Below are 24,047 nucleotides of genomic sequence, written 5' to 3'. Positions count from 1 at the left end.
GCCGGGCTGCAAACCTACACATCCGCCCAGGCGAGTACTACCCAGCCGGCCCCCACCGTGCGCGGGACGGCGGCGGTGCGACGTTCACGGACTAGAGTCTCGTCCGTGTCGAAGGCTCCGGACCTGGTGAAGCGACTGCTCCTGGGCAGGGCGCTCCGCAGCACCCAGTTGCACGAACAGCTGCTTCCCAAGCGCATCGCCCTGCCGATCTTCGCGAGCGACCCGCTGTCCTCGGTCGCCTACGCTCCGCAGGAACTCCTCATGATGCTCGCCGTGGCGGGCGCGTCCTTCTACGTCTACGGCCCGTGGATCGCGCTCGCCATCGTGCTCCTCATGGCCGTGGTGGTCGCCTCGTACCGGCAGAACGTGCACGCCTATCCCAGCGGCGGCGGCGACTACGAGGTCGCCAACGTCAACCTCGGGCCGAACGCCGGGCTCACCGTGGCCAGCGCGCTCATGGTCGACTACGTGCTCACCGTGGCCGTGTCGGTCTCGTCCGGAGTGGAGAACATCGGCTCCGCCATTCCCTGGATCGGACAGAACCCGGTGGTCGCCGCGATCGCGATCATCGTGCTGCTCACGGTGATGAACCTGCGCGGGGTACGCGAGTCCGGGACGTTCTTCGCCATACCCACCTACGCCTTCGTCGTCGGCGTGCTGACGATGGTGGCGTTCGGCCTCTTCCGGATCGGTGTGCTGGGCGATGACCTCGTGGCCCCCACCGCCGACCTGGAGATCCGCGCCGAGGAGCGCGGCCTCGCGGGCCTCGCCGTGGTGTTCCTGCTGCTCCGGGCCTTCTCGTCCGGTTGCGCCGCCCTCACCGGAGTGGAGGCGATCAGCAACGGCGTCCCCGCGTTCCGCACGCCCAAGAGCCGCAACGCCGCCACGACCCTGCTCATGATGGGCCTCATCGCGGTCATCATGTTCTGCGGCGTGATCGCGCTTGCGCTGAACTCCGATGTGCGAGTCGCCGAGGAGCCGGCGACGGACCTGCTCCAGAACGGGTCGCCGGTCGGCGAGGACTTCGTCCAGCAACCGATCCTCACCCAGGTCGCCTCCGCGGTCTTCGGGGACGGCTCGCTGCCGTTCATCTACATCGCCGCGGTCACGGCGCTCATCCTGTTCCTCGCCGCCAACACCGCCTACAACGGGTTCCCGGTGCTCGGCTCCATCCTCGCCCGGGACGGCTACCTGCCGCGGCAGCTGCACACCCGCGGCGACCGGCTGGCCTTCAGCAACGGCATCATCATTCTCTCGGCGACGGCCTGCCTGCTCGTGTACGCCTTCCAGGCCCAGGTCACCAAGCTGATCCAGCTTTACATCATCGGCGTCTTCGTGTCGTTCACGCTCAGCCAGATCGGCATGGTGCGGCACTGGAACCGGCATCTGGCCACCGAGACCGATCCGTCCACCCGCCGCCGCATGATGCGATCGCGGACCATCAACGCCATCGGAGGCTCCACGACGGGGTTCGTCCTGGTCATCGTGCTGATCACCAAGTTCACCCACGGCGCCTACATCGTCTGCATCGCGATGCCGATCCTGTTCCTGCTGATGAAGGGCATCCGGCGGCACTACGACCGGATCGCCGAGGAACTCGTGCCCACCGGCGAGGACGTCGCGCTGCCCGCCCGCAACCACGCCATCGTCCTCGTCTCCAAGATCCACAAGCCGACGCTGCGGGCGCTGGCGTACGCCCGCGCCACCCGGCCGTCCACCCTGGAGGCGGTCACCGTCTCGGTGAACGCCGAGGAGTCCGCGCGGCTCCAGCGGGAATGGGACGCCCTCGACCTTCCCGCCCCGCTGAAGATCCTCGACTCGCCGTACCGCGAGGTCACCCGGCCGGTCCTGGACTACGTGAAGAGCGTCCGCCGCAAGAGCCCCCGCGACGTGGTGACGGTCTTCCTGCCCGAGTACGTGGTCGGCCACTGGTGGGAGCAGCTGCTGCACAACCAGAGCGCCCTGCGGCTGAAGGGCCGGCTGCTGTTCCAGCCCGGAGTGATGGTGACGAGCGTCCCCTGGCAGCTCGCCTCGTCCGACCGGCTCAAGGGGCGGGTCGAGCCGCCCGGGCCCGGCGCGTCCCGGCGGCCGCCGCGGACCGGGGCACGCCCCGGTGGCGGTAGTGTTTCGGAACGTGACTGATCTGGAGCCCGACGTCCTGGAACTGGAGGTCGGCAACGTCGCCAACGGCGGTTTCTGCGTCGCCCGGCATGAGGGCCGCGTGGTCTTCGTCCGCCACGCCCTGCCCGGCGAACGGGTGCGGGCCCGCGTCACCGACCGCACCAAGAACTTCCTCCGCGCCGACGCCGTGGAGATCATCGAGGCGTCCCCGGACCGCGTCGAGCCGCCGTGCCCGTTCGCCGGTCCCGGACGCTGCGGCGGCTGCGACTGGCAGCACGCCTCGCTGCCCGCGCAGCGCGCCCTCAAGGCCGCCGTGGTCGAGGAGCAGCTCCAGCGCCTCGCCGGGATCACCCGCACGGTGACCGTCGAAGAGGTCCCGTACCCGGTCGACAGCGAGGTGCTGCCGCCGCCCGGGCTGGGCTGGCGCACCCGCGTCCAGTTCTCCGTCTCGTCCGGGGTCGTCGGCCTGCGCAGGCACCGTTCCCACGACATCGAACCCATCGACGAATGCCTGATCGCCCATCCCGGCGTGGAGCTGATGGGCATCGAACGCAAAAGCTGGCCGGGCGCGTCCGGCGTCGAGGGCATCGTCTCCGCGACCACCGGCGACCGCCTGGTCGTCCTGCGCGGCCGCGACCGCCGCAAGATCCGGGTTCCGCGCCTGGACGTGCCGGTCCGGCTCGTCCGCGGCAAGCCCGAGCCGGGCGCCGGGCTGCCCTACGTCCGCGAAGGGGTCTCGGGACGGCTGTTCCAGATCAGCGGCAGCGGCTTCTGGCAGGTCCACCCCGGCGCCGCGCAGCTTCTCGCCGACGCCGTCGTGGACGCCCTCGAACCGAAGCCGGGCGACATCGCCCTCGACCTGTACTGCGGCGTCGGCCTGTTCGCCGGCGTCCTCGCCGACCGCATCGGGCGGGACGGGCTCGTCGTCGGCGTCGAGTCCGACGGGCAGGCCGTCCGGGACGCCCGCTTCAACCTGCGCGACCTGCCGAACGTGTCCATCGAGCGCGGCCCCGTCGAGGAGGTCGTCGCCGACCTGGAGTTCGGCCGCGCGTCCGGCGGGTCCGGCGCGCAGAACAAGCGCGGGCACGGCGGCCACCAGGGCGGGGAGCGGGTCCGCCGCGCCGACGTCGTCGTCCTCGACCCGCCCCGCACCGGCGCCGGCCGCGACGCCGTCGAGCAGATCACCCGGCTCGCCGGCCGCAAGATCGCCTACGTGTCCTGCGACCCCGCCACCCTGGCCCGCGACCTGTCCTACTTCGGCGAGCGCGGCTGGACGCTGGAGACCCTCCGCGCCTTCGACGCCTTCCCGATGACCCAGCATGTCGAGGTTCTGGCGGTGCTGGTCAGGGGGTAGATGTGCGGCCTGACCCGCGCGCACGGTTCGGGAAACGCGGCTGACCCACCTGGGAAATCGAGTTGCGCGGCGGCATACCGTGGAGGCGTGATCGAGATCCGGGAGATTCCCGAGGCCGACGTCGACCGGATGGTCGACCTCGCGGGCATGGTGTTCCACGCCGGCGTCGAGGACGCCGACTACGAGCGGGACGGCTGGCGGCCGCGCCGTGCCGGGCGCATCGGCGCCTATGACGGCGAAGTCCTGGCCGGGCAGCTCGCGTCCATGCCGCTGCGGCTCGCGGTCCCCGGCGCGTTCCTCGACTGCTCCGCGGTCACGTTCGCCGGCGTACTGCCCACTCACCGGCGGCGCGGCATCCTCACGTCCATGATCGACCGGATGCACGCCGACGCCGTCGCCGCCGGCCGTCCGGTCGCCGCGCTCTGGGCGTCCCAGGGCGTCATCTACGGCCGGTACGGCTTCGGCCTCGCGACCCGCGCGATCAGCCTGGAGATCGACACGTCCCGGCCGCTCGGCCTGCGCACCGTGCCCGACCCGGAGCCGCTCCGGCTCGTCGACGCCGCGTACGCCGCCGAGGTCCTCGACCCGCTGTACACCCGCGCGCTCGCCGAGCGTCCGGGCGGACTGGTCCGCGACTCCGAATGGTGGACGCGGTCCATCCTGCGGCCCCTGGACCCCGGCGCGCCCGGGTACTCCGGCCCGCGCGTCGTCGTCCATCCCGGCGGCTACGCCGTGTACCGCGCCCATGAGGACGGGACGATCAGGGTCGTCGACCTCGTCGCCGAGACCCCGCCGGTGGAGGCCGCGCTGTGGGGGTACCTGGCGTCGATCGACCTGACCTCCCGCGTCCAGGCACCGAGCCGTCCCGTGGACGATCTGCTCCCGTACATGGCCGCGGACCCCGACCAGGTCGTCATCAAGCACGACTACGGTGCCCTCTGGCTCCGGCTGGTCGACGTGCCGGCCGCCCTGCGCACCCGGTCCTGGGCCACCGATGACACGTTCGTCCTGGAGGTCGCCGACGACCGGATCCCGGCGAACGAGGGCCGCTGGCGCCTGACCACCGGCGCCGCCCCCGCCTGCGACCGGACGGCCGAGTCGCCGGATCTGACCCTGTCGGCCGCCGACCTGGCGGCCGTCTACCTGGGCGGCAACCGCCTGGCCGCGCTGGCCCGCGTCGGCGTGGTGACCGAGCACACGCCCGGTGCCGTCACCCGCCTGGACGACGCCCTGACCGTACCGCTGGCCCCGTACATCAACGACGATTTCTGATGGCAAGATCAGTGCCGTTGAGCACGGCGGTACTGGAGTGGCTATGAGTGATCTGGTGGAGTTTCTGCGCGCCCGGCTCTTCGAGGACGAGGACACCGCGCGGTGGGCGGCCGACTACCGTTCCCGTCCGAACGGGGGCGCCGACCTGTCGGGGGACGAGCGGTGGCAATGGGTCGATCCGCACACCGGGGAGCGGCTGCGGCTGGGGCGGCGGCCGATGGACCATCTGCAGAGGCCGGTCTCGCTGCGGAGCGTCAACGAGTATCCGTGGCAGAGCCGCCCGGGCTTCGGGCCGCATCTGGTGCTGGACGTGTCGTTCGTGAAGGAGGGCGTCGCGTTGCACATGGCACGCCACTCACCGGGGCGGGTGGTGGCGGAGGTCCAGGTCAAGCGGCGGCTGCTCGGCATGCACTCGCGGATGAACGGGACCGGCGTCTGCCAGGCGTGCGGCGAGCGCGTCCGGGAGGGCGGGTGCACGACGTTGCGGCTCCTCGCGATGCCGTACGCCGACCACCCGGCGTACCGGGCGGCGTGGCGGGTCTGAGGTGTTCCGCGGCACCTGAACGGCCGCTGGATGTTTCCTGGTGTTTCCGGCATGCTGGGCGGCATGGCCGCCGACGTGGACCGGGAGCGGGTCGCCAAGTACGCGGTGGCCCGGCGCGGGGCGCTGGGGCTGACGCAGGAGCAGCTCGCGGAGCGGGCCGGGGTGACGGTCAAGACCGTCTACAACCTGGAGGCGGGGGAGCGCTGGCCGCAGGCGCGGACCCGCGGCGCCGTCGAGGACGCGCTGCAGTGGCGGGCCGGTGACCTGGCCCGCATCGGCGAGGGGATGGAGCCGCTCGGCCGCCCGGACCGGGCCGGGACGTCCGAGGTGCTGCGGGAGATCGCGGAACTGGACTCCTACGTCGCCGACCTGCGGGCCGATCAGGGTGACAGGCGGCGGATGGCGCTGGTGTTCCTGCGGGCGCTGTACGGGGAGCCGCACGGACGCTGAGTTTCCGGTTCTTTCCGTGCGTCATCGTCTCCAGAAGAGGACCTTGGCGGTGCCGCCGGTGACCGCGGCGTCGGCGGTGCCGTGCTGGATCAGCTGGAACCGCACCTCGTGGCCCGACGTGACGGTGTCGGCGGCGAGCCCGTACACCAGGTTGGTGCCGTCGCCGACGGACAGGAAGTCCTGGACGGGACCGCCCTGGTACTCGCCGGTGTCGCCGGTCTCGACCTCGACCACGCGGGCCTGGATGAGGGTGCCCGCGGGTACGCCGGTGACCCTCGCCCCCACGGAGAGGCTGTAGCGGGCGGAGCCGGTCAGGACGCTCGGGCCGCCCTCGTCCCGGTGCTGGTGCTCCCGGTCGGAGTACTCGGTCTCCCAGTTGACGTTCGTCCACGTTCCGGGGGCGAGCCGCTGCTCGGTGCCGGTTCCGACGGACACGTAGTCGGGCATGTCGTCTCCCTCGGGCGTGACGCCGACGCGCCACTGCCCGTAGTCGCTTGCGACGGCACGGTCGTAGTCGACGGCGGCGCCGTTGATCGTGTGCTCGTTGGAGTACTGCTGGAGCTGGGCCCGGGCGTCCCATCTACCGCCCGACCAGGCGTAGGTCTGCCAGCCGTAGGTGATCTTCCCGGCGTCGAACGCGCGTTTCATCGGCCCGTGGCCGGCGTAGAGGCCGACCCGCCCGCGGCCGATGACGCTCGCCGCGCCGTCGAGGTAGGCGTTGATCTCGTCCTGCTGGCCCGGGGAGGCGTCCCAGTCGGCGGCGAAGTAGATCGGGCGGTCGCCGGGCATGCCGCAGGTCTCGGCCTGGCGTGCGGCGTCCCCGGCGTCGGCCTCCCCGGCGGCCCGCCCGGCCAGCGGCCTGGACTTGGTGGTCTGCCAGACGACCACCAGCCAGAGTCCGGCGCCGGAGAGGTCGTCGGCCTCCGCGCGGGTCAGGTTCTTACCGGTCGTGTCGTGCGACAGGTAGCGGCACACGAACTTCACCCCGGCGCGTTTCAGCGCGGCCGCGCCGGGGCGGCCCCATGAGTAGTCGACACCGAAAACGGCCATCGGTGAACTCCATGGTCGGGGGGTCGGTCACCGCCGATTCAACAGCGTGATTCCGGGACGGCGCCGGAGATCCGGCGGAAGACGCTCCAAATACGGGCGCCCGGGTCAGTAGTCACTGTCTGTGACGACACGCCGGCGTGGCGCTAGGTGGACGGCCCGGGGCTCGCTAGAACGGACGTGTCCGAAAGAAAACCGCGGGCCACGGGGGGCTCATTGTGATCTGGACGGGGAAGGAGCGCGGTCTCGCCCTGCTGACGGCCGCGCCGCTGCTGGGAGCCGTGCCGCTGGGGGGCGGGGCGCACGCGGACGAGGGCGTGGTGCTCCGCACGGCCGCCCCCAAGAAGGACGTGATGCCGGGACGCACCTACGAGTGGACGTTCAAGGTGGCGGCCAAGGGCCCGGCGAAGTCCGGCAAGGCGGTGTTCCGGACGACGCTGCCGGAGTCGCTGGAGTTCGTGTCCGGCGAGAAGAACTGCAGGTCCAAGGAACGCAAGGTCGTCTGCCGCCTCGGCACCGTCAAGAAGGGGCAGACGATCGGCGGCGTGGTCAGGGCCAAGGTGTCCGGGCGGGCCGAGGCCGGCAAGAAGATCGCCGTACGGGGGACGGTGACGTGGGGCAAGGCCCGCGTCACCCGCGGGTTCCCGGTGGTGCGCGTCGCGAAGGCCGCCGACCTCGTCCTCACGGAGTCGGCGCCGGCGACTGCCCGGGCCGGTGCGAAGATCCCGTATGTGCTGAGGGTCGTCAACCGGGGCCCGTCCACCGCCGACAACGTGATCGTCGAGTTCCGGGGGCCCATCAAGGTCGCCGGCCGCAACACGGCGTGCGTCCCGCGCGGCCGCGCCCACGCGTGCGCGGTGGGGCCGCTGCATGCCGCGCAGTCGCGGACGCTGCGCATCGAGGCCGTGCCGCGCGGGAGGGTCCGGCCGGGGACGGTGCTGGAGTCGTCCTGGAAGGCGACCTCGCCGACCGCCGACACCGACGAGTCGAACAACGCCGCCGTCGTCCGCACGAGGATCGTCAAGGACCGCTGACCGGTGGCCTGAGCAGGGCTGTGCGGGTAGCAGGATGGGGACATGCGACTTCGGATCTTCACTGAGCCCCAGCAGGGGGCGAGCTACGAGACACAGCTGGCGGTCGCCAAGGCGACGGAGGACCTCGGGTTCGACGCGTTCTTCCGCTCGGACCACTGGGTCAAGATGGGCGACGTGACGGGTGAGCCGGGCCCGACCGACTCCTGGATCACTCTGGGCGCGCTGGCCCGGGAGACCAGCCGGATCAGGCTCGGCACGCTGGTGACGGCCGCGACGTTCCGCCACCCGGGGCCGCTGGCGATCTCGGTCGCGCAGGTCGACCAGATGAGCGGCGGACGCGTCGACTTCGGCATCGGGACGGGGTGGTTCGAGCAGGAGCACACCGCGTACGGCATCCCGTTCCCGAGCCTGGGGGAGCGGTTCGCGCGGATGGAGGAGCAGGTCGAGATCCTCACCGGGCTGTGGGGGACGCCCGCCGGGGAGACGTTCGCGTTCAGCGGCGAGCACTACACCCTGGCCGAGTCGCCCGCGCTGCCCAAGCCCGCCCAGGCGGGCGGCCCGCCGATCATCATCGGCGGGTTCGGGCCGAAGCGGACACCGCGGCTGGCCGCCCGGTACGCCGACGAGTACAACGTCCCGTTCCAGCAGGTGAAGGACACGGGCGGCGCGTTCGACCGGGTCCGTGCGGCGTGCGCCGACGCGGGCCGGGCGACGCCGCCGGTCTGCTCGGCCGCGCAGGTCGTCTGCTGCGGCCGCGACGAGGCCGAGCTGAAGCGCCGCGCGGACGCCATCGGACGCGACGTGGAGGAACTGCGCCGGAACGGTCTGGCCGGCACGCCCGGGGAAGTGGTCGACAAGATCGGCCGGTTCGGCGGGCTGGGCGCCGAGCGCATCTACCTGCAGGTCCTCGATCTGCATGACCTGGACCACCTGGAGCTGCTGGCCGCCGAGGTGCTCTCGAAGGTCTGACACGGCGGCGCCGGGACGGCGGGAAGGGCCCGCGGCGGGGAGCTCCCCGCCGCGGGCTCTTCCGTCCGTGGGACGGGTACCTCCCAGGGGTCCTGCCGCGGAGACGCCGCCCGGCGGCGGCGCGCCGCTCAGGCGAAGGCGGCCTGGAACGCGGTTTGCCTGGGGGCGCCCTTGGCGGTGTCCCAGACGGCGAAGACGACGTGCTCGAAACGGTCGGCGAACTGGCCGCCCGGGCGGAGCTGCTCGGCGAACACCTCGGCCACCTCCGCCGGATCGTTGCGAAAGACACCGCAGCCCCAGGCGCCCAGGACCAGCCGCCGATGCCCGTTGGCCAGCGCCACGGCGAGCAGCTTGCGGGCGCGCAGACGAAGCACGCCGGGGATCCGCCCCGCCGTCTCGGCGTCGCGGATCGCACCGCGGTTGGGGGCCGGGGACGTCAGGAACGCGATCTCGTACGGCTCCTCCAGGAGCCGCCCCGCGTCGTCCCGGAACACCGGCACGTCCGGCGAGTAGATCATGTGGTCGCTGTAGAGGAGGTCGCGCTGGGCGCGGTGGAAGTCGTAGTACTCCCTGGCCGAGCACAGCGACTCGTACAGGCCGGACGAGCGGGCCAGCCCTTCCTCCTGCGCGTGCGCTCCGCTCAGGAACCCGCCGCCCGGGTTCTTCGCGGAGGCGAAGTTGAGCGCGAACGGGACCGTCCCCGGGGCGCACAGCCGGCGCGCGGCGGCGAGGGTCGTCTCCCCGGTGGCCTCGATGCGCGTCGTCGTGCCGGGTTCGGCGGCGGGGAGGCGCCGCAGAAGCGCGTCCAGCTCGTCCGGGCGGTACAGGACGGTGCCTTGGACGGCCCGGGCCAGGCTCTCGGCGATCGAGACGGTGCGGCCGGAGGGCGCCGGGTAGTCGCCGCGTTCGAGGATGGCCACGGTCTCCTGCGCGGTCATCCGGCGGGGATGTCTGCTCATGACGCCTCGGATTCTGGCGGTGCCGGGACCGGGCGCGCAAACGCTTTTCGTGATCGTCCGTCCCCGAAAATGAATGGGGGTGTTCGGTGCGGTCCGTCAGACTCGGGGTGTGCTTCTGACGATCACCACCACCATGGGCCAGGCGACCGACCTGGGGTTCCTCCTGCACAAGCACCCCGACCGGGTGCAGCGGTTCGAGCAGTCCTTCGGCACGGCGCACGTCTTCTACCCCGACGCCGGCGAGCGCCATTGCACGGCGGCGCTGCTGATGGAGGTCGATCCGGTCAAGCTCGTGCGCACGCGCGGCAGAGGCACCCCGGACTTCTCGCTCGGCCAGTACGTGAACGACCGCCCGTATGCGGCGTCCTCGCTGCTGGCGTCCGCGATGGCGAACGTGTTCCGCACCGCCATGCGCGGACGGTGCGATCTGCGTCCAGAGCTGGCGGAGACGCCGATCCCGCTGGAGATCGTCCTGCCGGCCCTTCCGTGCCGTGGCGGGGCCCGGCAGGCCGAGCGGTTCTTCGAGCCGCTGGGCTGGGGCGTGTCGGCCGTGCCCGTTCCGCTCGACCCGGAGTTCGGCGAGTGGGGCGACTCCCGGTACGTGACGCTCACGCTCACCGGGACGGTGCGGCTGGCCGACGCGCTCAACCAGCTGTACGTGCTGCTGCCCGTCCTGGACGACGCCAAGCACTACTGGATGGCGCCGGACGAGGTCGACAAACTCATCCGTGCGGGGGAGGGCTGGCTGGCCGCGCATCCCGACCGCGGAGCCATCACCCGCCGCTATCTCGCCAACCGGCGCGGTCTCGTCCGTACGGCGCTGGGCCGCCTCGCCGATGCCGAGGACGCCCCCGAGGAGGCCCTCGATCCCACGGAGGTCGAGGAGGAACCGGCGGCGGAGGAGACGGAGGAGAAGTCGGTCTCGCTGGCCGAGCGCCGTCTCCAGTCGGTCGTGCAGGCACTGCGCGACGAGAACGCCACGCGCGTCATCGACCTCGGCTGCGGCTCAGGCAAACTGGTCACGCGGCTCGCCAAGGACGGCTTCTTCAGCCAGATCTCCGGTTCGGACGTCTCGCATCGCGCGCTCAGCCATGCCTGGCGGCGGCTCCGCTGGGACAAGCAGCCGCGCCGAGAGGACGACCGTGTCCACGACGTCTTCCAAGGCGCGCTGACCTATGCCGACGAACGGTTCCGCGGTTATGAGGCGGCCGTGCTGATGGAGGTCGTCGAGCACGTCGACCCGCCGCGCCTCGGCGCCGTGGAACGGGTGGTGTTCGGGCACGCCTCACCCCGGGTGGTGGTCGTGACGACCCCGAACGCCGAGTACAACGTCCGCTACGAGGGGCTGGCGCCGGGGGCGATGCGCCACCCCGACCACCGATTCGAATGGACGCGGGCCGAGTTCCGCGCGTGGGCCGACCGGGTCGCCGCGGCGCATGGCTACCGTGTCCGGCACGTGCCGGTCGGCGACGACGATCCCGAGGTCGGCGCGCCGACGCAGATGGGGGTGTTCACGCGATGACCGAGATCCGGGTCCCGGACATGGGGCTTGTCGTGCTGGTCGGCGTCACCGGCTCGGGCAAGTCGCATTTCGCGCGCAAGCACTTCAAGCCGACGCAGGTGGTGTCGTCCGACTACTGCCGCGGGGTCGTGTCGGACGACGAGAACGACCAGTCCGCGACCGGCGACGCGTTCGACCTGCTGCACTACATCGTGGCCAAGCGGCTGCGGCGCGGCCTGCTGACCGTGGTGGACGCGACGAACGTGCAGAGCAAGGCGCGGCAGTCGCTTCTGCAGGTCGCCAAGGAGCACGACGTGCGGTCGGTCGCGATCGTGCTGGACGTCCCCGAGAGCGTCGCGGCCGAACGCAACGCCGCCCGCCCGGACCGGGACATGCCCGCGCACGTGATCCCGCGCCAGCGGCGCGAACTGCGGCGCGGCCTGCGGACGCTGGCGCGCGAGTTCCGCCGCTGCCACGTGCTGCACGGCGTCGAGGAGATCGACGCCGCCACGATCACCTACGAGAAGGCGTGGAACGACAGGCGCGAGCTGACCGGGCCGTTCGACATCATCGGCGACGTGCACGGCTGCCGCGCCGAACTGGAGGACCTCCTCGCCGGCCTCGGCTACGAGATCGACCGGGACGCGCGGGGACACGCCGTCGGGGCGAACCACCCCGGCGGGCGCACCGCCGTGTTCGTCGGGGATCTCGTCGACCGCGGGCCCGACTCGCCGGGCGTGCTGCGCCTCGTGATGGGCATGGTCGCCGCCGAGAACGCCCTGTGCGTGTCGGGCAACCACGAGGCGAAGCTCGTGCGCGCCCTGCGCGGCCGCAGGGTGCGCCTCTCGCACGGGCTTGCCGAGTCCATGGAGCAGCTCTCCGCCGAAACGGAAGAGTTCCGCGACGACGCGCTGCGCTTCATGGACGGCCTCATCAGCCACTACGTCCTGGATGGCGGCAGTCTCGTCGTGGCCCACGCAGGCCTGAAGGAGGACTACCACGGCCGTGCGTCCGGACGGGTCCGGTCGTTCGCGCTCTACGGCGACACCACCGGGGAGACCGACGAGTACGGGCTGCCCGTCCGGTGCCCGTGGGCGCGCGACTACCGGGGCAAGGCCATGGTCGTGTACGGGCACACCCCCGTCCCCGAAGCGGAATGGGTCAACAACACGATCTGCCTCGACACCGGCGCGGTGTTCGGCGGGAAGCTGACCGCGCTGCGCTACCCGGAACGCGAACTGGCGTCCGTTCCCGCCCGGCAGGTCTGGTACGAGCCGACGCGTCCGCTGGAGGCGCCGGCCGGTTCCTCCGGCGCGGGCGGACACCGGGAGAACGAGGTCCTGAAGATCGAGGACGTGCTCGGCAACCAGGGCGTCGAGACCCGCCTGATGGGCCGCGTCGCCGTCCGCGAGGAGAACGCGCTGGCCGCGCTGGAGGTGATGAGCCGGTTCGCCGTGGACCCGCGCTGGCTCGTCTATCTGCCGCCCACCATGGCGCCCGCGGAGACGTCGCCGCTGCCCGGATACCTGGAGCACCCGGCCGAGGCCCTCGCCGCGTACCGGGGCAAGGGCGTCGTCCGCGCGGTGTGCGAGGAGAAGCACATGGGTTCGCGGGCCGTGGTCGTCGTGTGCCGCGACGCGTCCGTCGCCGCCGACCGCTTCGGCGTGGCCGACGGGACGACCGGCGCCGTCTACACCCGCACGGGACGTTCCTTCTTCCGGGACGCGTCGCGAACGGCGGAAGTCCTGGACCGGCTGCGCGCCGCGATCGGCGCCGCCGGGCTCTGGGACGAGCTGGACACCGGATGGCTCGTCATCGACAGCGAACTGATGCCGTGGTCGGCCAAGGCCATGGAACTCATCCGCACGCAGTACGCGGCGACGGGCGCGGCGGCCCGTGCCGCCCTGCCGATGGCGTCCGGCGTTCTCGCGCGCGCGGAGGAACGCGGCCTCGACCTCGGTGGCCTCCGCGAACGCGTTGACCGGCGCGCCGCGAACGCGTCCCGCTTCCGTGACGCCTACGCGCGGTACTGCTGGACGGTGGACGGGCTGAGCGGGCTCCGGCTCGCGCCGTTCCAGATCCTCGCGGGGGAAGGCCGCAACTGGGCCGTGGCACGCGACCACGAGTGGCACATGGCCGTGGCCGGGCGGCTGGCACGGAACGACCCCAGCGGGCTCGTCCGGCGGACGGATTCGGTGACCGTCGACCTGGACTCGGCGGAGTCGGAGGCCGCCGTCACCGGGTGGTGGGAGAAGCTCACCGCCGCAGGCGGCGAGGGAATGGTCGTCAAGCCGCTGGGGCCGTTCCCGGACGACAGGCGGATCCAGCCCGGGGTCAAGTGCCGGGGCCCGGAGTATCTGCGCATCATCTACGGCCCGGACTACGCCGAGCCGGAGAACCTCGACCGGCTGCGCGGCAGGTCGCTCGGCCGCAAGCGCTCACTGGCGACGCGGGAGCACGCGCTCGGCGTCGAGGCGCTCGACCGGCTCACCGGCGGGGAACCGCTGTGGCGGGTCCACCAGGCCGTCTTCGCCGTCCTCGCGCTCGAATCCGAACCCGTCGACCCGCGTCTGTGACCGGGGCGCGCCGGTGATCGTGTGGCCCGCCTCCTGGGACTCCCTGGAGGCGGGCCGCACCAAGGCCGCCGCCTGGCCGGCTCTGAGAGAGCGGCTCAGGTGGAGAAGAGCATGTTGAACACGCTGCCGTGGTGGGGGCGGCGGTGTCCGCCGTGGTGGTGATGATGCACCGCCCCCGCTGGTGCTGCTCCCCATCCCGGCGCCGCGGCGGGCGGCGGCGCCGCCCGGTACTGGGCCTCCATCTGGGCCAGGGCCTCAAGCTCCCCGTAGTCGAGGAAGATGCCCCGGCAGCTGTCACATTGCTCGATGTGGACGCCGCTGCGGGTGTAGGTCCGCATTACGCCACGACATTTAGGGCAGTGCATCGCCTTGTCGTCCTTCCGGTCTGGATCCCCAGGTAGAGGCTAAATGTAGGGCAGGTTTCGCGCCACGTCATGCCGTGCCCCCTGCCGCGGATATTCTCGCGCAGGCATCGACCATCGCCTGCTCTGGCCCGTCAAGTGGCCGATCTTCCTTTCTGGCTGATATGACGCACGTGGCGGCGATCTGGATCGCAAGAGTTCGCGCGGGCACGTCCAGGGTCGCCCAGGGATCGCCGCCGGCGGGTACGGCCGGGCCGCCCGCCGCCGTGTACGCATCCAGGAAACGGCCCCAGTCATCGGGGTGCAGGACTCCCGCGGAGTAGAGCGCGGCAGGGCGGGCGAGGTCCCACGCGGGGTCTCCTCTGCCGAGGTCCTCGATGTCGATGAGCCGCCACCGCCCGTCCTGGGCGCGGACCATCTGGCCGAGGTGCCAGTCTCCGTGGATGAGGCGTTCCGCCGCCCCGGGCGGTTCCCGGCCCTCACCGCGTATCCAGGAGGGCAGGGTGGCGAAGGCCCGCCGTACTTCGTCCTCGGCGGAACCGTCCGCGAGGCGGGACACCAGCCGCGCCACACGGGTCGGACGCCCCCAGCGCGGCGCGTACGCCGGAACCGTCGTGGAATGCAGTGCCGCCAGAAGCCGCGCGCCGTCCTCCCAGGGAAGCTCCTGCTGAGGATCCACCGGCTCGCCGAACACGGAGACCGTGACCGTCCGCCCTTCGACGCTGAGCGGCTTCCCCAGGGGCCCGATCACGACGCCCGGCAGGGTGCCCGCCAGGCGTATCCGTTCGAGGAACGGGGGCCCGTGTTCACGGTCGTCCTGATGCGCCTTCACCACCACGTCGCCGACCCGCACGACCAGCACACCGTGCCGGTCGTAAAGCGTCTGCGGCTCCGCGGACGCGGAGGAAGGCGGTGCGTCGCGGGCCGAATCGCGTCCGATCTCAACGAGCCGGGCGAGAAGCTCCGGCTGGACGGTCTCGATGTGCACCCGCCCAGTAAACACCCGGCGCACGACACCTACGCGGGTGAGTTGACGGCCTCGTCGCGCAGCCGCTGCCGGACGACCTTGCCGATGATGTTGCGGGGCAGTTCGGTGCGCGGCCGGAACTCGTCCGGCACCTTGTAGTGCGACAGGTAGCGCTCGCAGTGCCGCCGCAGCTCGTCCGCCGAGAAGGGGTAGGCGGGGTGTTCCACCACGTGCGCGATGATGCGCTCCCCGCGCCGGGCGTCCGGGACGCCGACGACGGCGCAGTCGTAGACGGCGGGATGGCGGCGCAGCACCTTCTCCACCTCGGTGGGGGAGACGGTGAACCCGCTGATCTTGATCATGTCCCGGAGGCGTTCCAGGATGGTGATGAAGCCCTCCTCGTCCATCACCGCGATGTCACCCGTCCGCAGCCAGCCTTTCGAGAGGGCCTGGGCGGTGGCGAGCGGCGCGTTCCAATAGCCGACGAACACCTGGGGCCCGCGCACGACGAGTTCGCCGGGCTCGCCCGGGGGCAGGACCTTCGTCGGCTCGTCCTGGTCGACGATGACGACGTCGGTCATGGGCAGCGGCAGGCCGACGGTCAGGTTCCGGGCCCTGCCGTCCAGCGGGTTGCCGGTGACGGCGGGGGAGGCCTCCGTGAGCCCGTAGCAGTTGATCAGGCCCCGGGCGCCGAGCCGTCCGAGGCGGTCGATGGTGCCCTGCCCCAGCCCCATCGCGCCGGAGATGTAGACGCGCAGCGAGCTCAGGTCGGACGGCTGGAACCGGGGGCTGTCGAGCACCTTCTCGTACAGCGTCGGCACGCCGGGGAAGACGGTCGGCCGGTACTTGCGGATGGCGCGGAGCACCCGGTCGCCGTCGTAGCGCGGGAGCAGCACCACGGCGCCGGCCGTCATCACCGGCGCGACGAGGCAGCTCATCAGCCCGAACGAGTGGAACAGCGGGAGGACCGCCAGCGTCACGTCCTCGCCCGCACGCCCGTTGCGATCCCAGGCGTGCTGCTGGCAGGCGTTCGCGATGAGGTTCCGGTGCGTCAGCATCGCGCCTTTGGGGCGTCCCTCCGTCCCGCCGGTGTACTGGATGGCCGCCAGATGCCGGGACGGCTCGATCGGCAGCTGCGCCACGCGCTGCCGCGGCATCGTCTGCAGCTCCCTGAACGGGACGACGTCCGGGTCGTCCGGCACGTCCGCGGTGATGGCGGCACGCCGCCGCTGCATCTGCACCAGCGGCAGCCGCAGCGCGAGCCGCCTGCGCAGCGGCAGGAAGTCGACGATCGACGTCACCACGATGTGTTCGAGTTGCAGCTTGGAACGGACTGCCTTCACCGTCGCGTAGGAACGATCCAGTACCACGGCGACGCGGGCGCCGCAGTCCGCGAGCTGGTGGACCATCTCCTCTTCGGTGTACAGCGGGTTGTGCAGCACCGCGATCGCCCCTCTGCGCAGCACGCCGTAGAACGCGATGACCTGCTGCGGGCAGTTCGGGAGGATCAGCGCCACCCGGTCGCCGGGCTGCACCCCGAGCCGGTGGAGCCCGTCGGCGAACCGGTCCACGGCCTCACGCAGCTCCCGGTAGCAGATCTCGCGGCCGAAGAAGTACAGCGCGGGCCTGCGCGGGTACCGCTCCGCCGCGTCGTCGAGCAGCCGCGTGACGGGGATGTCCGGAATGTTGATATCGCCGGGAACGCCGGGCTGATACGACCGCCGCCACGGAGAGGATCGTTGTGACGAGTGCCACATAGGAGACGATTCAATCATCTATCGGGCGTCCGCGTCGCCGGTTCAAGATCTTTATATCCGGCCGCACGCGGCCCCCGGCCCGCGCCGCCGCGGAAGAGGACGAGGACGCAGCAGGTGGCGACGGCGGCGAAGGCGGCCAGGACCAGGCAGACCGTGTGGAGGGCGCCGGTGTAGGCGGAACCCTCCAGGCGTCCGCCGCTGAGCGCCGCCAGCATCGCGCCGACCACGGCGATCCCGACGGTCTCGGTCGCCAGGCGGGAGGTGGCGAACATGCCCGCGGCCGTCCCGGCCTGCTCGGGGCGCACGACGCTGATCGCCAGCCCGTCCAGCAGGCCCGTGGACAGCCCGAATCCGGCGCCGGTGAGCACCAGCGGAACGGCCAGCCCCGCCGGCGTGCTGTCCGGGCCGATCGTGACCAGCAGCAGGGCGCCGGCCCCGGTCACCGCCACCGAGCCGGCGACCAGCACCACCCTCGGCACCCGCTTGGCGAGCGCCGACCCGGCCGTGGGCAGCACGACCGTCGGCGCGGCGAGCATCAGCAGCCACAGGCCCGCCTCGCCCGCGTCCAGCCCCACCACGGAGATGAGGTACGACGGCAGGTACACCAGGAACGGCACCAGCACGAACACGATCGCGCCCGCCGCGACCGCGAGCGAGGAGAAGAACGTGAACGACGACAGCAGGACGACGGCTAGAACGATCGCGCGCCTGAACACGTTGGGCCACGCTATGCCACCCGCGCGAGATCCGCGGAGTCAGGCGCCCGGGAAGAAATCGGCGCCCTGGACGTATTCCATGGCCTTGGTGAACACCGGGTCGGAGAGGCGCCGCTCCATCTCCTCCGGCGTCACGTCCTCGATGCGGGTGTGGATCCACCACAGGTTGCCGAACGGGTCCCGCACGCGTCCGACGAGGTCCCCGAAGGGCAGGTGCGTGACCTCGGTGACGGACGTGCCGCCGGCATCGACGGCCCGCCCGTGGACGGCGTGGGCGTCCTCGACGTAGAGGCGCAGGAACGCGGGCGTCGCGGGCCAGCCCGGATCGGCGTCGAACAGCATCACGATCGCGTCGCCGACCCGCACCTCGGCGTGGCCGATGACGCCGCGGTCGTCGACGACACGGGCGATCTCCTCGGCGTCGAACGCCTTCGTCATGTAGTCGATGACCGCGGCGGAGTCACGGGAAATGATCCAGGGCGTGACGGTCGTGTAGCCCTCGGGCGTCGGCATGGTCGCCTCCAATGTGTCGGTTGACGTGCCCCGACCCTAGGAGGCATTTAGGGCAGATCTCGTCCTATACCGCCTATATCGCGGTGCCGGGAACTAGCGGCTCCAGCCGTCGGAGGCGGTGACCGTGCGGGAGCCGGGTGCGGGCGGCTCGACGGGGCGTCCCTCGTAGGCGGTCGACAGGACGATGTGCGAGTTCATCTCGCCGTGTTCGCCGAGCCGTTCGAGGAGCCCCTCCAGATGCGGCATCGAGGCGACCCGCACCTTGAGCATCGAGCACCAGTTGCCGCTGAGCTTGTGGACCTCGGTCACCTCGGGCAGGTCCTCGGCGGCGGTCGTCTTCAGCAGGCAGCGGCCGAGGGCGCAGCGCATCTGCACGAACGCCGTCAGCGGCTGCCCGACCCGCGCCGGGTCCACCTGCGCCCGGTAGCCGGTGATCACGCCGGTCTCCTCCAGTCGGCGCACCCGCTCGGCGACCGCCGGGGACGACAGGTTGACCCGGCGCGCGAGCCCGTTGAACGACAGGCGCCCGTCCCGCTGAAGCTCGCCGATGATGCGCCAGTCGGTCTGATCCAGCTCTCGATCCATCTGTAAAGCCTTCCCTTCGAAACACCTTCCAAAGTAGAGGCGAGCGGCATCGAACGCCAGGAAGTGCCCATTCCTTCGGACGATCAGCGTTCTTAGCGTTAATGCATGATCCTTCCTGCGAAACGGGTGCGCCCGATGGCGGCCCTGTGCTCGGGGACCGCCCTGATGAACGCGTCCATGGCGGTCACGGGCGCGACCGGGACCCTGGTCGCCGCGGACCGGCTCGGCGCGGGCTGGGGAGGCGTCCCCAACGCCCTCGGCATCGCCGGGACGGGCCTGGGCGCGCTGACCCTGACCCGGCTGATGGGCCGGATGAGCCGCCGCGGCACGCTCGTCCTCGGCTACGTCTCGGCGGCCGCGGGCGCGTGCCTGGCCGCCGTCGCCGTCGCGCACGGCGACGTCACCGGCCTGTGCCTCGGGATGCTGCTGCTGGGGCTCGGCAACGCCGGCGCCCAGCTGTCCCGCTACGCGGCGGCCGACCTGCACCCGGCGGGACGGCGGGGCTTCGCCATCGGGCTCGTGGTGTGGGCCGCCGCCGTCGGCGCCGTCGGCGGCCCGCTGCTGCTCGACCCGTCCGGTGCCGTCGCCGGGGACCTCGGCTTCCCGGTCCTCACCGGCCCCTTCCTGCTGGCCCTGGTCACCTGCGCGGGCGCCGCCGCCGCGACGACCGCCGGACCGCGCGGCAGGACGGGGACGCGGGGCTCGCCGCTTCCGCTGCGCAAGCTGGTCACGACCCCGGTCGCGCGTTCCGCGCTGACGGTGATGGTGACGGCGCAGGTCGTCATGGTCGCCGTGATGACGGCCGCGCCGCTGGACATGCACATGCACGGCGACGGCCTCGGGGCCGTGGGGATGACGCTCTCGGCGCACACCCTGGGCATGTTCGCCCTGTCACCCGTGACCGGCCGGCTGGTCGACCGCTTCGGCCCCCGCCCGGTGATCTTCGGCGGCCTGCTCACGCTGGCCTCGTCCACCGCGCTCGCGGCGGTCGCGACCGGTTCCCTCGGACGTCCCCTGGCGCTGTTCCTGCTCGGCTACGGGTGGAACCTCTGCTTCGTCGGCGGCAGCGGCATGCTCGCCCGGGACCTTCCCGAGTCCGAGCGCCCGCATGTCGAGGGCGCGGTCGACGCCGCCGTCTGGACGATCGCCGCGGCGGCGAGCCTGCTGTCGACCGTCGTCCTGTCGGCCGGTGGCTACGCCGTCCTCGGCTGGGCGTCCTGCGCCCTGACACTGCTGGTCATGGTGTTCCAGGCCCGGCGCGGCGGACGGACGCCTCCGGCGCCCGGTGCCCCCGTGCCCGGAGACCGGGACGCCGCTTCCGTGTCCGTCAGGCCCTCCTGACGGCGGAGGTGAACTCAGATGCGGCCCGTGCCGCGGCAGACGTTGCACGTCTCGCCGGTGGCGGTGCTCGTGCCGGTTCCGTTGCAGCCGGGGCAGGAGCGTGTCGCCGGCTTGTTGTGCTTGCCCACGTCCACCACCTCCCCGGCCCTCATCTTAGAGGCTGCGACGGACGGGCGACGGGCGGCGGTCAGCCGTCCGCCAGCTTCACGGCCACGTCGGTGACCCAGTCGTTCGGGTCGGGGACCTCCAGCGGGTGCGTCTTGAAGATCTCCAGGCGGCAGGCCCAGTGCTGTGCCCCGCCGGACTCCGTCATGTCCCACTTGAAGCCCTGGCCCGTGCCCCAGTCCAGGACGGACGTCGTGATCTCGATCAGCCGGTCGGGGTGCCCGGCGTGGGTGAAGGCGACGTAGCGTCCGGCGGGGAGCGTCGCGGCGAAGATCTCACCGTCGTCCTCGACGGGGGAGGCGAGCGGTACGCCGGCCACGACCTGGAACGTGCCGTCCGGGCGGATGACGTCGTACTTGAGGAACGGCGCGCCGGCCGCGGCGATGCCGCGTCCGCCGAGCCATCCGAGGATCACGGGGATGCGGTCGGCGATGCGGGCGAAGTTCGCGGCGGTGATGTCGTCCCTCTTGATCGCCGCGTACGGGACGGCCGGGCGCTCCTCGAAGGACGGCTCGAAAGGCAGCTGAGTTGTCATGACCGTTCAGACCACGAGCGCCGGAAGAACTCATCGGGACGGCGCGGTCCGGTTTCCGTGTCGCCGTCGCACTGATGCAGCGCGCGCTCTGCAGCACCGCCGCCTGGGCGGCGTTCGGGCAGCCCCGGCACTTGTACGCTGTCCTCGCGAGCACGAGACTTACAGCGGTAGTGCCCCTCAGTAGGAGAACACGCGGGTGGATGCCGCCTGTCGTGGCCGTCCCGACGAGGGCGGGACCTCCGAACTGGGGAGATCGGTGAAGCGTCCGACGATCGCCGCGGCCCGGGCGCTCGGCTCATGACCGCGCCGATGCCGCTCACGACCCCGATCCGCCCGTACGACTGGGGATCGTGCACCGCGCTGCCGGAACTGCTCGGCACCGAGCCGACCGGACGTCCGCAGGCCGAACTGTGGGCCGGCGCGCACCCGGCGGCGCCCTCGTCGGTGGACGGGACGCCGCTCGACGCCCTCATCGACGGCGACCCGGTCGGGATGCTGGGCCGGCCCTCGGTGGAGCGTTTCGGCCCGACGCTGCCCTACCTGCTCAAGATCCTGGCCGTCGAGAGACCCCTGTCCCTCCAGGTGCACCCGACGACGGCGCAGGCCGAAGCGGGATTCGCCGCCGAGGAGGAGCGCGGCGTCCCGCGCGACCATTTCACCCGCACCTACAAGGACCCTTTCCACAAGCCGGAGATGGTCTGCGCCCTCACCGATTTCCACGGGCTCTGCGGGTTCCGCGACCCCGCCGGAACCGCCGACCTCCTCGAAAGCCTCGCCGTTCCCGAACTGCGCCCCTGGATCGCGACACTGCGAACCGAGCCGCCGGACCAGGCGCTCCGGACCGTCCTCGCACAAATGCTGGACGAGGGCTCCCGGCCCATTCAGGCCGCGGTCGAGCCGTCGCTCACCTCCGTCTACGCCGACATCGCCCGAGCGCACCCGGGCGACCCGGGGACCCTCGCGGCCCTGCTCCTCAACCACGTCGAACTGAAGCCCGGCCAGGCGCTCTTCCTGGACGCCGGAGTTCCGCACTCCTATCTGGGCGGTCTCGCCATCGAGGTCATGGCCAATTCCGACAACGTCCTGCGCTGCGGCCTCACCGGAAAGCACATCGACGTCCCGGAACTGATGCGCGTGGTCGAGTTCGTCCCGTCGAGCCCCGCCCGGGTCGAACCGGCGCCGGAATTCGGGTACCGTCCAGAGGCGGACGAATTCACCCTCATCCGCCATGACCTGACCGACGCCCCCCACGTCCTGCCCAGCGGCCTTCCCCAGACACTTCTGTGCCTGGAAGGCGAGGCCCATCTCACGACAGATCGCACCTTGACCCTCACCCGAGGCGAAGCCGCCTTCATTCCCGCAAACGCCCCCGCCGCCCGCCTCACCGGAAAGGGCGCCCTCTACCGCGTGCTGCCCGCGGTCCGATGACCGTCCTCGCCCTCGACATCGGCGGCACCAAGTTCGCCGTGGCCCGAGTCGATGCCGATGGAACGTTCCTGGACCGCGCCGAGCACCCCATCGGGCAGTCGCCGACGGCCACGCTGCGCGGGCTCGTCGCCGACTTCGCCGGGCCGGGCCTGACCGGCGTCGGCATCGGCTCGGCGGGCCCGATCGACACGGCGGCCGGCGCGGTCAGCCCGATCAACATTCCCCGCTGGCGTGACTTCCCCCTGGTCTCCACCGTCCGGCGCTTCGTGCCCGGCGTCCCCGTCTCACTCGCGGGCGACGCCCAGTGCATGGCCCTCGGCGAGTGGTGGCGGGGCGGCCACACCTGCTCCTCGCTGCTCGGCATCGTCGTGTCGACGGGCGTCGGCGGCGGGCTCATCATCGACGGCCGCCCCTGGACGGGCCGGACGGGCAACGCCGGGCACATCGGGCACGTCATCGTCGACCGCGACGGGGAGCCCTGCGTCTGCGGCGCCCGCGGCTGCCTGGAGACCATCGCCGGGGGCCCCAGCATGGTCCGCTGGGCGCTCGCCAAGGGCTGGACGTCCCCCGGCACCGGCCGCCCGGACGCGCGGGCTCTGGCCGCCGCCGCCCGCGGCAACGCGCCGATCCCGCTGGCCGCCTTCCGGCGGGCGGCCGACGCGCTCGCCACGGCGATCCTCAACGCGGCCGCCGTCCTCGACGTCCACGACATCGTCATCGGCGGCGGCGTCGCGGCCGCCGGCGGCCTGCTCCTCGACCCCCTGCGCGACGCGATCGCCGCACGCGCGGGCATGTCCTACCTGCGCGACCTGCACCTTTCCGTCACCACCCTGGACCGCGACGCCGGTCTCTACGGCGCCGCCGCCCTCGCCCTGATCGAGTCCGGCGAACCTCTCCGGCGGGCCTCGTGACCGCCCCCCGGATCGGAGGCTCAACGCTTCCTTAACGCCGTCATAAGGACGGCGCCGCGGTGCCCATCCGGTGCGAAGTTCGTTGCGTGGCAACCGAGCCGTCACCCCCGAACCGGGGATGGGGGCCACTCGCTGGACGAAAAGGATTGCGAATGGGCAAGAACACCGGTTCGTTCGCCCCCGGCCTGCCGGGGGAGCGGATGCGCCCCGCGGTGGTCGCCCGGGCCTTCCAGACCCTGCCGTCCGTGCACCGCGAGATCCTCACCGAGACGGTCTTCAGAGACCGCTCGGTCAACGAGGCCGCAGCCTCGCTGGGGGTGCCGGTGGACGTGGTGAAAGTCCGCGTCTACCACGCGCTCCGCGCGCTGAGCACGGCCCTGGACGCTCCGCGCCCGACCATGTGACCCGCGGGCGGTGCGTCCGCCGGGCGGAGGGGCCTCGATCCCGATGCGCGGCGCCGCTCCGCCCGCGCCCGGTAAAACGGGTTGCCGGGGTGGGGACCGCCCCGGCAGCATGGGCGCCGTAGGGGAACGAGACCGGGAGGAGAAGGACATGCGCAGTCATCGAATGCACGGCAGCAGCCTCTCCGGTCTCGGGAGCCGCCGAAGGACGTGACCCGCACGTTCTGACGCCGACCGCCCGCAGACCGTGGGCGGTCTTTTGTTGTCCCGGAGGGTTGGCCGAGTGGAAAGGCAGCGGCCCGCTAAGCCGTGGTCAGGGTCATCCCTGCGCGAGTTCGAATCTCGCACCCTCCGCGCCCGGTCGCTTTCTGCCGGAGATATGGCCTTCGTGGTGTAGTGGTCTGCATGCCAGGTTGTGATCCTGGAGGTACCGGTTCGATCCCGGTCGGGGGCCCTTGCGGAGTATGGGCGGGGATGGACGTCAGAAATTGCCCAGGTGCTCGTTCCGGCTTACGTTGCATTTGATCAACGCTGGAAAA

Annotated in this window: 22 protein-coding genes and 2 tRNA genes; 15 read left to right on the top strand and 9 right to left on the bottom strand. The window is 71.9% G+C overall.

Going from position 1 to position 24,047, the window contains the following annotated elements:
* Nucleotides 1-105 precede the first annotated feature (105 nt).
* The 5 genes from ACTWPP_RS09530 to ACTWPP_RS09510 all read left to right on the top strand — a co-directional run bounded on the left by ACTWPP_RS09530 (nucleotide 106) and on the right by ACTWPP_RS09510 (nucleotide 5,741).
* Complete coding sequence (locus ACTWPP_RS09530; protein WP_443103783.1) at nucleotides 106-2,142, top strand: APC family permease; 2,037 nt, start codon at nucleotides 106-108, stop codon at nucleotides 2,140-2,142.
* Nucleotides 2,135-3,475, top strand: a complete 1,341-nt coding sequence (locus tag ACTWPP_RS09525; protein WP_443103782.1) for a class I SAM-dependent RNA methyltransferase — start codon at nucleotides 2,135-2,137, stop codon at nucleotides 3,473-3,475. Before ACTWPP_RS09530 ends, ACTWPP_RS09525 begins: the two co-directional genes overlap by 8 nt.
* 87 nt (nucleotides 3,476-3,562) lie before the next feature.
* Complete coding sequence (locus ACTWPP_RS09520) at nucleotides 3,563-4,747, top strand: GNAT family N-acetyltransferase (RefSeq protein WP_443103781.1); 1,185 nt, start codon at nucleotides 3,563-3,565, stop codon at nucleotides 4,745-4,747.
* Nucleotides 4,748-4,790: 43 nt separating this feature from the next.
* Nucleotides 4,791-5,291: a DUF6221 family protein gene (locus ACTWPP_RS09515; protein ID WP_358458412.1), complete on the top strand. Its 501-nt coding sequence runs from the start codon at nucleotides 4,791-4,793 to the stop codon at nucleotides 5,289-5,291.
* 63 nt (nucleotides 5,292-5,354) lie between these two features.
* Nucleotides 5,355-5,741, top strand: a complete 387-nt coding sequence (locus ACTWPP_RS09510) for a helix-turn-helix domain-containing protein (RefSeq protein ID WP_443103780.1) — start codon at nucleotides 5,355-5,357, stop codon at nucleotides 5,739-5,741.
* Between the two features lie 21 nt (nucleotides 5,742-5,762).
* On the opposite strand, the gene ACTWPP_RS09505 is transcribed toward ACTWPP_RS09510, so the two are convergent.
* The gene (locus tag ACTWPP_RS09505) at nucleotides 5,763-6,791 is read right to left on the bottom strand and encodes a glycoside hydrolase domain-containing protein (protein ID WP_443103779.1); all 1,029 of its coding nucleotides are present in this window, start codon (nucleotides 6,789-6,791) and stop codon (nucleotides 5,763-5,765) included.
* A gap of 215 nt (nucleotides 6,792-7,006) precedes the next feature.
* Between ACTWPP_RS09505 and ACTWPP_RS09500 the strand changes: the two genes are divergently transcribed.
* Both ACTWPP_RS09500 and ACTWPP_RS09495 read left to right on the top strand, forming a co-directional pair.
* Entirely contained in the window at nucleotides 7,007-7,822 is an 816-nt protein-coding gene (locus tag ACTWPP_RS09500) for a hypothetical protein (RefSeq protein WP_443103778.1), read from the top strand.
* A gap of 42 nt (nucleotides 7,823-7,864) precedes the next feature.
* Complete coding sequence (locus ACTWPP_RS09495) at nucleotides 7,865-8,791, top strand: LLM class F420-dependent oxidoreductase (RefSeq protein ID WP_443103777.1); 927 nt, start codon at nucleotides 7,865-7,867, stop codon at nucleotides 8,789-8,791.
* Nucleotides 8,792-8,919: 128 nt separating this feature from the next.
* Here the strand turns inward: ACTWPP_RS09495 and ACTWPP_RS09490 are convergent, their stop codons facing one another.
* Complete coding sequence (locus ACTWPP_RS09490; protein ID WP_443103776.1) at nucleotides 8,920-9,750, bottom strand: TIGR02452 family protein; 831 nt, start codon at nucleotides 9,748-9,750, stop codon at nucleotides 8,920-8,922.
* A gap of 109 nt (nucleotides 9,751-9,859) precedes the next feature.
* Here ACTWPP_RS09490 and ACTWPP_RS09485 point away from each other — a divergent pair, with 109 nt between their 5' ends.
* Nucleotides 9,860-11,272, top strand: coding sequence for a 3' terminal RNA ribose 2'-O-methyltransferase Hen1 (locus tag ACTWPP_RS09485; protein ID WP_443103775.1), 1,413 nt, complete (start codon nucleotides 9,860-9,862; stop codon nucleotides 11,270-11,272).
* Nucleotides 11,269-13,827 (top strand): polynucleotide kinase-phosphatase, encoded by a 2,559-nt coding sequence (locus ACTWPP_RS09480; protein ID WP_443103774.1) that lies wholly within the window; start codon nucleotides 11,269-11,271, stop codon nucleotides 13,825-13,827. The genes ACTWPP_RS09485 and ACTWPP_RS09480 overlap by 4 nt, the downstream gene beginning before the upstream one ends.
* Before the next feature lie 95 nt (nucleotides 13,828-13,922).
* On the opposite strand, the gene ACTWPP_RS09475 is transcribed toward ACTWPP_RS09480, so the two are convergent.
* The 6 genes from ACTWPP_RS09475 to ACTWPP_RS09450 form a co-directional block, all read right to left on the bottom strand.
* Nucleotides 13,923-14,192, bottom strand: a complete 270-nt coding sequence (locus ACTWPP_RS09475) for a TFIIB-type zinc ribbon-containing protein (protein WP_443103773.1) — start codon at nucleotides 14,190-14,192, stop codon at nucleotides 13,923-13,925.
* 67 nt (nucleotides 14,193-14,259) lie between these two features.
* The gene (locus tag ACTWPP_RS09470) at nucleotides 14,260-15,177 is read right to left on the bottom strand and encodes a phosphotransferase family protein (protein WP_443103772.1); all 918 of its coding nucleotides are present in this window, start codon (nucleotides 15,175-15,177) and stop codon (nucleotides 14,260-14,262) included.
* A 29-nt stretch (nucleotides 15,178-15,206) separates the two neighbouring features.
* Nucleotides 15,207-16,913, bottom strand: coding sequence for an AMP-binding protein (locus ACTWPP_RS09465; protein ID WP_443103771.1), 1,707 nt, complete (start codon nucleotides 16,911-16,913; stop codon nucleotides 15,207-15,209).
* Between the two features lie 14 nt (nucleotides 16,914-16,927).
* Nucleotides 16,928-17,629, bottom strand: a complete 702-nt coding sequence (locus tag ACTWPP_RS09460) for an MFS transporter (protein ID WP_443103770.1) — start codon at nucleotides 17,627-17,629, stop codon at nucleotides 16,928-16,930.
* Between the two features lie 39 nt (nucleotides 17,630-17,668).
* Nucleotides 17,669-18,142 carry a VOC family protein gene (locus tag ACTWPP_RS09455; protein ID WP_443103769.1) on the bottom strand — a complete coding sequence of 158 codons (474 nt, stop codon included), beginning with the start codon at nucleotides 18,140-18,142 and terminating at the stop codon, nucleotides 17,669-17,671.
* A 93-nt stretch (nucleotides 18,143-18,235) separates the two neighbouring features.
* A complete protein-coding gene (locus ACTWPP_RS09450; RefSeq protein WP_443103768.1) occupies nucleotides 18,236-18,727 on the bottom strand; it encodes an Lrp/AsnC family transcriptional regulator in 492 nt (163 codons plus the stop codon).
* 105 nt (nucleotides 18,728-18,832) lie between these two features.
* Here ACTWPP_RS09450 and ACTWPP_RS09445 point away from each other — a divergent pair, with 105 nt between their 5' ends.
* On the top strand, nucleotides 18,833-20,068 hold the full coding sequence (locus ACTWPP_RS09445) for an MFS transporter (RefSeq protein WP_443103767.1): 1,236 nt from the start codon (nucleotides 18,833-18,835) through the stop codon (nucleotides 20,066-20,068).
* A gap of 187 nt (nucleotides 20,069-20,255) precedes the next feature.
* Here the strand turns inward: ACTWPP_RS09445 and ACTWPP_RS09440 are convergent, their stop codons facing one another.
* A complete protein-coding gene (locus tag ACTWPP_RS09440) occupies nucleotides 20,256-20,768 on the bottom strand; it encodes a GyrI-like domain-containing protein (RefSeq protein WP_443103766.1) in 513 nt (170 codons plus the stop codon).
* A gap of 309 nt (nucleotides 20,769-21,077) precedes the next feature.
* Between ACTWPP_RS09440 and manA the strand changes: the two genes are divergently transcribed.
* The 5 genes from manA to ACTWPP_RS09415 all read left to right on the top strand — a co-directional run bounded on the left by manA (nucleotide 21,078) and on the right by ACTWPP_RS09415 (nucleotide 23,962).
* The gene (gene manA / locus ACTWPP_RS09435) at nucleotides 21,078-22,196 is read left to right on the top strand and encodes a mannose-6-phosphate isomerase, class I (protein WP_443103765.1); all 1,119 of its coding nucleotides are present in this window, start codon (nucleotides 21,078-21,080) and stop codon (nucleotides 22,194-22,196) included.
* Nucleotides 22,193-23,107, top strand: coding sequence for an ROK family protein (locus ACTWPP_RS09430; RefSeq protein ID WP_443103764.1), 915 nt, complete (start codon nucleotides 22,193-22,195; stop codon nucleotides 23,105-23,107). Before manA ends, ACTWPP_RS09430 begins: the two co-directional genes overlap by 4 nt.
* A gap of 152 nt (nucleotides 23,108-23,259) precedes the next feature.
* Nucleotides 23,260-23,511: a sigma factor-like helix-turn-helix DNA-binding protein gene (locus ACTWPP_RS09425; RefSeq protein ID WP_443103763.1), complete on the top strand. Its 252-nt coding sequence runs from the start codon at nucleotides 23,260-23,262 to the stop codon at nucleotides 23,509-23,511.
* Between the two features lie 266 nt (nucleotides 23,512-23,777).
* Nucleotides 23,778-23,862, top strand: a tRNA-Ser gene (locus tag ACTWPP_RS09420).
* 28 nt (nucleotides 23,863-23,890) lie between these two features.
* Nucleotides 23,891-23,962: transfer RNA gene (locus ACTWPP_RS09415), tRNA-His, on the top strand.
* The last annotated feature ends 85 nt before the right edge of the window (nucleotides 23,963-24,047 follow it).

The organism is Actinomadura sp. 3N407, assembly GCF_052245875.1.
Classification (GTDB): Bacteria; Actinomycetota; Actinomycetes; order Streptosporangiales; family Streptosporangiaceae; genus Spirillospora.
This window is presented reverse-complemented; position numbering and strand designations above follow the sequence as displayed.

Coding starts and splice junctions, on each gene's coding strand:
- ACTWPP_RS09515 (WP_358458412.1), top strand. CDS start 4,791: ATGAGTGATCTGGTGGAGTTTCTGCGCGCCCGGCTCTTCGAGGACGAG.
- ACTWPP_RS09510 (WP_443103780.1), top strand. CDS start 5,355: ATGGCCGCCGACGTGGACCGGGAGCGGGTCGCCAAGTACGCGGTGGCC.
- ACTWPP_RS09505 (WP_443103779.1), bottom strand. CDS start 6,791: ATGGCCGTTTTCGGTGTCGACTACTCATGGGGCCGCCCCGGCGCGGCC.
- ACTWPP_RS09495 (WP_443103777.1), top strand. CDS start 7,865: ATGCGACTTCGGATCTTCACTGAGCCCCAGCAGGGGGCGAGCTACGAG.
- ACTWPP_RS09490 (WP_443103776.1), bottom strand. CDS start 9,750: ATGAGCAGACATCCCCGCCGGATGACCGCGCAGGAGACCGTGGCCATC.
- ACTWPP_RS09480 (WP_443103774.1), top strand. CDS start 11,269: ATGACCGAGATCCGGGTCCCGGACATGGGGCTTGTCGTGCTGGTCGGC.
- ACTWPP_RS09475 (WP_443103773.1), bottom strand. CDS start 14,192: ATGCACTGCCCTAAATGTCGTGGCGTAATGCGGACCTACACCCGCAGC.
- ACTWPP_RS09465 (WP_443103771.1), bottom strand. CDS start 16,913: ATGTGGCACTCGTCACAACGATCCTCTCCGTGGCGGCGGTCGTATCAG.
- ACTWPP_RS09455 (WP_443103769.1), bottom strand. CDS start 18,142: ATGCCGACGCCCGAGGGCTACACGACCGTCACGCCCTGGATCATTTCC.
- ACTWPP_RS09450 (WP_443103768.1), bottom strand. CDS start 18,727: ATGGATCGAGAGCTGGATCAGACCGACTGGCGCATCATCGGCGAGCTT.
- ACTWPP_RS09445 (WP_443103767.1), top strand. CDS start 18,833: ATGATCCTTCCTGCGAAACGGGTGCGCCCGATGGCGGCCCTGTGCTCG.
- ACTWPP_RS09440 (WP_443103766.1), bottom strand. CDS start 20,768: ATGACAACTCAGCTGCCTTTCGAGCCGTCCTTCGAGGAGCGCCCGGCC.
- manA (WP_443103765.1), top strand. CDS start 21,078: ATGCCGCTCACGACCCCGATCCGCCCGTACGACTGGGGATCGTGCACC.
- ACTWPP_RS09430 (WP_443103764.1), top strand. CDS start 22,193: ATGACCGTCCTCGCCCTCGACATCGGCGGCACCAAGTTCGCCGTGGCC.
- ACTWPP_RS09425 (WP_443103763.1), top strand. CDS start 23,260: ATGGGCAAGAACACCGGTTCGTTCGCCCCCGGCCTGCCGGGGGAGCGG.